Genomic DNA, 7,153 nt, shown 5'->3' with positions numbered 1-7,153 from the left:
GCCACCTTCAGCCTTGCCGCCACCCTGGCCACCTTCAGCCTTGCCGCCACCCTGGCCACCTTCAGCCTTGCCGCCACCCTGGCCACCTTCAGCCTTGCCGCCACCTTGTCCGCCCTCAGCCTTGCCGCCACCTTGTCCGCCGCCTTGAGCCCCACCACCAAGTTTCTGCTCCAGAGCCTCGATCAGTTTGCCGAGCATAGCCACGAGCTCTTTAAGAGCGCCGAGGATGCCGCTCATGCCTTGCCCGCTTCCTGCGCCTGCAGTTGAGCTCATATACTTTGAATCTAGACTCGATAAGCCGCTGCTGCTGCCATACGGGCTCATGCGATTTGAAGACAGTGGCGAGGCCTCGCCGCCACCAGCACCACTTGGTGCACTGAATGACGAAGGGTCGAAACCTCTGCTGGATACGGGTGCGGTGCTCATATCAGTTCCCTCTCAGGTTAACGCAAAATTCAATTTCTGCACAACTGGAATTCAGAATTATACTATAATTAACCTTATCAAATTTTCAGATAATTTCAACAATATTATAGTTCTGTTATTAATTTTTGTCGTTTGCAGAATTTATATTTCAGTTATTACTTATGCCCATTCCTTTTCCGCATTTTCGGTGCGAGCACTTCTTACCGGTTCGAGCATCTCGCAGGATATATCAGTCGGTATTTCATCCTCGGATATCAAAGGTAGAAGGATACGATGGCGAGACAGATAAAACTGCGTAGCCGATCTATGTTCGCGGGGAATCAGGCCAACTGGCTCTGTTCCGTTTTCATTTAGCTTCAAAAGTCGGTCCGGCAGAGATCTGCACATGGCTTCAAGTTCTGCCTCCGCCTCGAACTTCGATTGGGACGAATAGGAAGCAAAATATCGATCAAGTGCTTCAATCCATTGCGAATCGAAAGGGATTAGCGGAAGGACTCCGCGATAGTCGAGCATGCCATAGGCGACTTGGCTGCCGATGGCATCGCGGGCCGCTTCTGCCAGCTGTTCGGGATTCGAATACAAGTCTGTACGCTCGAGGATGACCTCCAGGACAGCACGAGGCTGGGACAGCGTCACACCCGACGTCAGGAGTTGCCTGGCTACCTTGACAAGTACGATCTGCGGAACTTTTTCCCGCACTTCCACAGCAAGCCGACCCAAGCGCTGCTCCACGCTAGTCAACCACTGCATCACATCTTCAACGCTGAAGGTCGGGCCGACATGTCGACGCACGATTCGGCATAAAGAAAAAGCCAAAAGATCGAGATCTGCATCTGGCTCAACAGTCAGCACGCCAACAGGTACATTTTCTACCTGAATGTGAACAATATGGTCGGATATACGAGGATCCGGATTGAATGTCGGAACCGTCACCGCAACGCCAACGATATGTGCCATGGACGAGATCCGTGCCTCGAGGATGGAAGCGAAATTGGCTCTATCCAACAGCTGCAGAGTCGCCTCCGAGACCGTGACAACAATTGGGTCACCGAAACGTGCGCGATCGAGTTCCTTGTGTTCCGAAGCCGTGACGCGTGGCTCTGTCCTTGGCGCGCCGACTTTTTTCGGCCGCGCCACCAAGTAGGCGCCCGCTCCAAGTAGGAGGCCGAGCGGCCACAGCACGAGCGCCGGAAACCCTGGGACAAATCCCATAGAGAATGTCATGGCACCGGCCACACCCAAGGCGCGCGCGTCCTGAGACAGTTGCCTACCAATATCCGAGCCCAAACTGACTGCATCTTCGGAAGAGACACGGGTTACAACCGTGCCAGCAGCGATCGCCATGAGCATTGAGGGAATTTGCGACACCAGACCTTCGCCGATTGTCAGCAAGGAGTAGTGATGTGCAGACTCAGAGAACGACATGCCACGTTGGAACATACCAATCGAAAGGCCACCGATCAGGTTGACTGCCACCACGACCAGCGATGCAATCGCATCCCCCTTAACAAAGCGGAGAGCACCGTCCATCGAACCGAAAAACTGGCTCTCCAGTTCAAGCTGCTCACGGCGCTTTAGCGCCTTCTGCGGCGTTATGTGTCCATTACGAAGATCGCTGTCGATTGCGAGCTGCTTACCGGGCATCGCGTCTAGGGTGAAGCGAGCACTGACTTCTGCGATACGTTCGGCGCCTTTCGTTACCACAATAAACTGAACCAGTGCGACAATCAGGAAGACAACCAGGCCAACAACCACGTTGCCCGAAACGACGAAATTCCCAAACGCAGTGATGATTTCGCCTGCATAACCTTCAGCAAGGATCAGGCGGGTCGTGGAAATCGTAATGGCCAAACGAAACACGGTTCCGATCAGTATCAAGGCCGGAAATGTCGAGATATCCAGAGCTGTACGAAGGTAAATCGTTGTTATGAGAATGATGAATGCGAATGAAAGGTTGAACCCTATCATCAGATCGATCAGGAACGTGGGCAGCGGCAAGACCATCATAGCCACGACCACGAGGAAAAACACCGAGAACAATATCTCGGTTCGTTTCATCAGAGCCTGGGTGATCGCTGCAAGATTCATGGCTTGCTCACTGTGCCCCGGTTACGATCTGCCAAACGCAAGACGACAGGGGCAGAGACGGGACCCATCGAAATTACATCTTGTTTGCCGTCTCGGGACAGCCTGATACTGCCCGGCTCGATGGCATCGATCTTCCACTTCTGCGCAAATACATCTCCCTCCTGATAACGCTTGCCGTCAGTTCCGACGACAAACTTAACAGGCTCGAGTGCGGACGAGGCAATCATGCTTTCGAGGCCTGAGGTCAGCTTCGTACGGTCAACAAGGGGTAGTACGTTTCTCTTGGAAAAGACCGAAATGATGCTTGCAAGCTTTTCCTTGTCGCCGATGTTCAGTTCGGTCTGCTCGTTTCCGATAATCAGTTCTCCCGCAGATTGATCGAGCTGTACGTCCAGTTTTAGTCCAGACATACGAAACGCATCACGCAGTTCCTTAATCGTTACGTTGATCGGGACCATCGTAGACGCGAACTGCTGACCCTCTCTGAGTTGCTGTTGAGCCGGAATGCCGGTCATTGCGAAGAGTATTAATGCGAAGGCTGCGGAAAGAAGGACTGCAGCCGTCATCCTTCGTTTGGCGGTTGTCCGCCTGTCAGGTGAGGATAGTCCATTCAGCGATAGTTGAACATCGCTGATCGTGAACTGGTCACCTGCCCGCACCGCGACAAAATCGCCGCGTTGAAGTCGCCTCGAACCAACCTGCACACCATCAACCAGAGCTTCTACGCTAGCGGAAACCTCTCCGCCATCGTCTTGCAATTCAAGCCGAAGACAAGGTCTAGCCTCAAGGCCCAAAACGACGATGTCCGACGAAACGTCGCCGCCGACCGTTTGTGAGCCATTTTGAAGCTCTACCTCACCAACACGGCCGTTTCTCGTAATCTGCAACGCTGGCGCTTTTCTTGAGCCTCCACCCTCCCTCGCCGCCAAAGTCTTGTTTAGCGGGAGGGATAAAGCACGTAAGCGCTCTATGTGCGGGCGTAATGGTTCAATGAAACGCATTTCGATGTATCACCAGAACTGGAGAAAAACGAATTAAGTATATTGAATTGTCGGTGTCGTTATGCAGGGCTAATCTTTTTTATTGCGTTATAAATTCCGTTGATCTCTGTGACCTTGGTTGCAGTCTTCAAGCTTTCTTCGGCCGACTGCTTTTGAGCAGCCCTATATTTGTTAATTGCGCCATCAACTTCACCGCTACCGCCACCACTGCTGCTCGATGAGGAAGGTCCACCACTAGAAGCCATATCGATTTCTCCTTTTGGACAACTTTGATGACCACAACACTGAGATAGAATGATCTAAAAGTAAAGCCATGTATAATTCGTTAATTGGACAATCGTTTCATATAGTGGCTTAAAAAGAATATTGTTAAGTAAATCTTAATATAAGCAATTTTCGAAATAAACCGATGTCGATAAGTCGACTGGAATATCTACACTAACAATGGCTAAAATCCTCATTGGTACTGCTTCAGCCATAACTCTCTGTTATTACGAAATAAATGCCGCATGCACACAACCTGCGGGAGCGCATTTCAACGACATGCTGCTTGGTAGATCTGTCTTTGAATGCCTTCTTGATCAAAAAGTGCTGCCGCCGATGGGCAAATCTGGAAACATCACCGGGCACAGCGAATAGGGCTAAACCGGATCGTCCGTCTCGCGCTGCAATTCATTCGGCAACGCAAATAAATCTACGCTCGGTTAGGTACCGCAATCAAAAACACGTTATTCGCACTAAATATATTTATTCATAAATTTATTTCAAATTTTATATTTATAATTAACCTTTAAAGTTAGTTATGTTCTGGGTTTTTATTGGACACGATTGATGGAATACCAATTTATATGTGGTGTCCAACGGTTGGGTGTTCTGAATTTATCTAATCAAAAACGGCTTTAACAACGTGCTCGAAATCAAAAGCACATACAGGCCGGTAAATATTTAATCTGAGAGCTGTGAACGGAGGTCAATTCATGTATGGCGTTAATGGGCATTCTGGACGAAATATAAGTGCTTCGGATTATCGAGGGAGCAGCAGTCGCGAATCCGGCTCCTCCGCTGGAGCTTGTGGCGGCGGAGGGGGCACAGAAACCAGGCAATACTCCCCTTTTAGCAACAGTCAGTTGGCAGACGGCGGTGCAAACTCGATGGCGAGTGAAATCACCGGTGTGCTGCACCAATTGATCGAAGTCCTCTCCAAACTGATTTCGATGCTGTCTTCTATGTTCGGCGGCGGACACTCCAGCAGCAAGGCTGGCGGCGGACACTCCAGCAGCAAGGCTGATGGCGGACACTCCAGCAGCAAGGCTGATGGCGGGCATACCAGCAGCAAGGCTGGCGGCGAACACTCCAGCAGCAAGGCTGATGGCGGGCATACCAGCAGCAAGGCTGGCGGCGAACACTCGAGCAGCAAGGCTGATGGCGGACACCGCAGTAGCAAGGCTGGCGGCGAACACCGCAGTAGCAAGGCTGGCGGCGAACACTCGAGCAGCAAGGCTGATAGCGGACACCGCAGTAGCAAGGCTGGCGGATCGAGTGGATCCACACGCAACAATGAGCCCGAAAACACGACCGACAAAGGCAAAGTAAATGTTGTTGACAAGCCGATCGTTGTCGATGGAACCGAGTTCGACGGAAAGGGTGCAACTTTTACGGCATCATCAAAGCTCGGGGACGGAAGTCAAGGCGAAGGACAGAAGCCAATCTTCATACTAAAGAATGGCGCAACACTGAAAAACGTCACCATTGGCGATAACGGGGCAGATGGAGTCCATGTATATGGCGGAGCAACATTGAAGAACGTCCACTGGAAAGATGTAGGGGAAGATGCATTGACCGTCAAATCACCTGGTGATCTTAACGTCATTGGCGGCTCCGCTTATCAGGCCGCTGACAAGATTTTCCAAGTCAATGCCAACTCAAATATCTACATCAAGGATTTCAAGGCCGACCGTTTCCTGACCTTCGTCCGCACCAATGGGGGCCAACCAATTACATCGAATGTCACGATCGAAGGCGGTCAATTCAGCAACGGCAAAACATTGTTCCGCACGGACAGCAAGACCTCCGAGGTGAAATTTGTCGGTAACATGGATGTTCAGGGGGTAGCAACCAAAGTCCGTTATCGTGACGAAAAGACATCATTCTGATCAGTGATTTGTTTGGCGGGGGTAGCCAGTCTCACCTACTCCCGCCAATAATCCTCTATACAGCGAGACAACAACATTAATGGATTATCGACGAGTTGATGGTATAGTTTGTCTGAACCTGCTGTGCAGTTTCGAATATTAAAATTATTCATCTGCGGGATATTAGAACTGATGCAAAGCCGGGTGATAACACTGTGTCTGTCAGCTTGCTTGGCATTGTATCCTCTGGTCGGAGCGGAGGCCCGGACCCTACGCTTTGAAGTCAAAAGTCAAGAGCTTTCGCAAGTCATCGACATAGTAGCCGATTTAGCTGGCATCCCTGTTCAGAAACTCGGAGAAGTGCCTGGAAGACTGGAAAAATGGAGCGCGCATGGCGAAGGCATCGCTGTTTTCCAGAAACTGGCTCAAGATGCGAACCTCTTTTTCGCGTATGACGGAACAAAGGCAATTATTGCTGCGTCAAGCGAGGTAAAGACAACCTTTCTGCCGCTCGGAAGTTATGACTGGATAGCAGCTCAGAACATAGTCAAGACATTATATCCGATCGTTCCGGAAAGAACCCTTCGCTTCGATAAAGCTACAGGCATGCTGACAATTCGGGGGCCGCAGTTGTTCAATGATACCATTGCAGCAGTGTTAACCAAACCTCAGAATTCGACGATAAAAGTCATACGTGGTGGTGCATTACAAGAAATTTCACCGAAATCGATGCGTTAGAGCGGAGTTCAGCCGGAGTAAACGAGGATTGAAAAGATTATGCTTCAGTTAGAGCACCGGTCTGATCAAGAGCTGTGTTCTAGAGCACGTCCAGTAAAAGTGCGTCAGCGATTTTACGTCCGGACTGCGTAAAAACAAAGAAATAGAGCACTGCAGGTGATCCCGTTTTCGCCGGAAATGATCTAAGTTTGGTCGATCTGCACTGTCGAGGAGCTTTGGCGTGTCAAAATCCAAGAAGGACTTTGAACTGATCCTCAAGATTCGCTCGATCCGCGCGGATCGAGCGGAGCGAAATATGGCGATTGCCGAAGATCAGCGCGTGCAGGCTGTCATCGCGTATGACGAGGCCACGGCTCTAAAGAATGAGGCAAGAAAGCGCGTCCGCAACATCGACTCCGGACGCTTTGCTGCCCACAGCAGCCAAATCTCTGGTAGGCAGTTGAAAGACGCAGCAATGGCCGCGCGAGAGGCAAAAGCTCTCCTCCAAGACGCCGTATCCGATGTCTTCGTAAAGAGTGAACAGAGAAAGCAAGCAACCTTGAACGCCACAGTTTTAAGAGAAGTTTACAACTCCAGCCAAAAAATGGTTATAAAGACCGAGGCCGTCATCGAGCAACTATCTGAAGAAAATCCGGAAGAGAAAGATGCGAGAGTCTAGAGTATCCGTTTTGATCAAGCTGGTTTTGGGGTCCATTTTCTGTTTTTCCGTAGCAGTGCGTTAGCGAGCACGATGAGCTTTCGCATGATGGCGGTTATGGCGAGTTTTGG

At 50.6% G+C, this 7,153-nt stretch carries 7 protein-coding genes; 3 read left to right on the top strand and 4 right to left on the bottom strand.

Annotated features, from left to right (window positions below):
* The 4 genes from MUU53_RS22100 to MUU53_RS22085 form a co-directional block, all read right to left on the bottom strand.
* A partial coding sequence (locus MUU53_RS22100) for a hypothetical protein (protein WP_247262783.1) occupies positions 1–237 on the bottom strand: 237 nt, incomplete at its 3' end.
* Between the two features lie 348 nt (positions 238–585).
* Positions 586–2,514: a flagellar biosynthesis protein FlhA gene (locus tag MUU53_RS22095; protein WP_247262782.1), complete on the bottom strand. Its 1,929-nt coding sequence runs from the start codon at positions 2,512–2,514 to the stop codon at positions 586–588.
* Positions 2,511–3,515, bottom strand: a complete 1,005-nt coding sequence (locus MUU53_RS22090; protein ID WP_247262781.1) for a hypothetical protein — start codon at positions 3,513–3,515, stop codon at positions 2,511–2,513. The genes MUU53_RS22095 and MUU53_RS22090 overlap by 4 nt, the downstream gene beginning before the upstream one ends.
* A 59-nt stretch (positions 3,516–3,574) precedes the next feature.
* Positions 3,575–3,760 (bottom strand): hypothetical protein, encoded by a 186-nt coding sequence (locus tag MUU53_RS22085; protein WP_247262780.1) that lies wholly within the window; start codon positions 3,758–3,760, stop codon positions 3,575–3,577.
* 732 nt (positions 3,761–4,492) lie between these two features.
* Here MUU53_RS22085 and MUU53_RS22080 point away from each other — a divergent pair.
* The 3 genes from MUU53_RS22080 (at position 4,493) to MUU53_RS22070 (ending at position 7,043) form a co-directional block, all read left to right on the top strand.
* Complete coding sequence (locus MUU53_RS22080; RefSeq protein WP_247262779.1) at positions 4,493–5,668, top strand: pectate lyase; 1,176 nt, start codon at positions 4,493–4,495, stop codon at positions 5,666–5,668.
* Between the two features lie 108 nt (positions 5,669–5,776).
* Positions 5,777–6,385 (top strand): hypothetical protein, encoded by a 609-nt coding sequence (locus tag MUU53_RS22075; RefSeq protein WP_247262778.1) that lies wholly within the window; start codon positions 5,777–5,779, stop codon positions 6,383–6,385.
* Between the two features lie 220 nt (positions 6,386–6,605).
* Positions 6,606–7,043, top strand: a complete 438-nt coding sequence (locus MUU53_RS22070) for a hypothetical protein (RefSeq protein ID WP_247262777.1) — start codon at positions 6,606–6,608, stop codon at positions 7,041–7,043.
* Positions 7,044–7,153: the final 110 nt, after the last annotated feature.

Source organism: Affinirhizobium lemnae (assembly GCF_022968395.1).
GTDB lineage: Bacteria > Pseudomonadota > Alphaproteobacteria > Rhizobiales > Rhizobiaceae > Neorhizobium > Neorhizobium lemnae.
The sequence above is the reverse complement of the archived record's forward strand: the minus strand, read 5'-3'. Positions and strand labels throughout refer to the sequence as shown.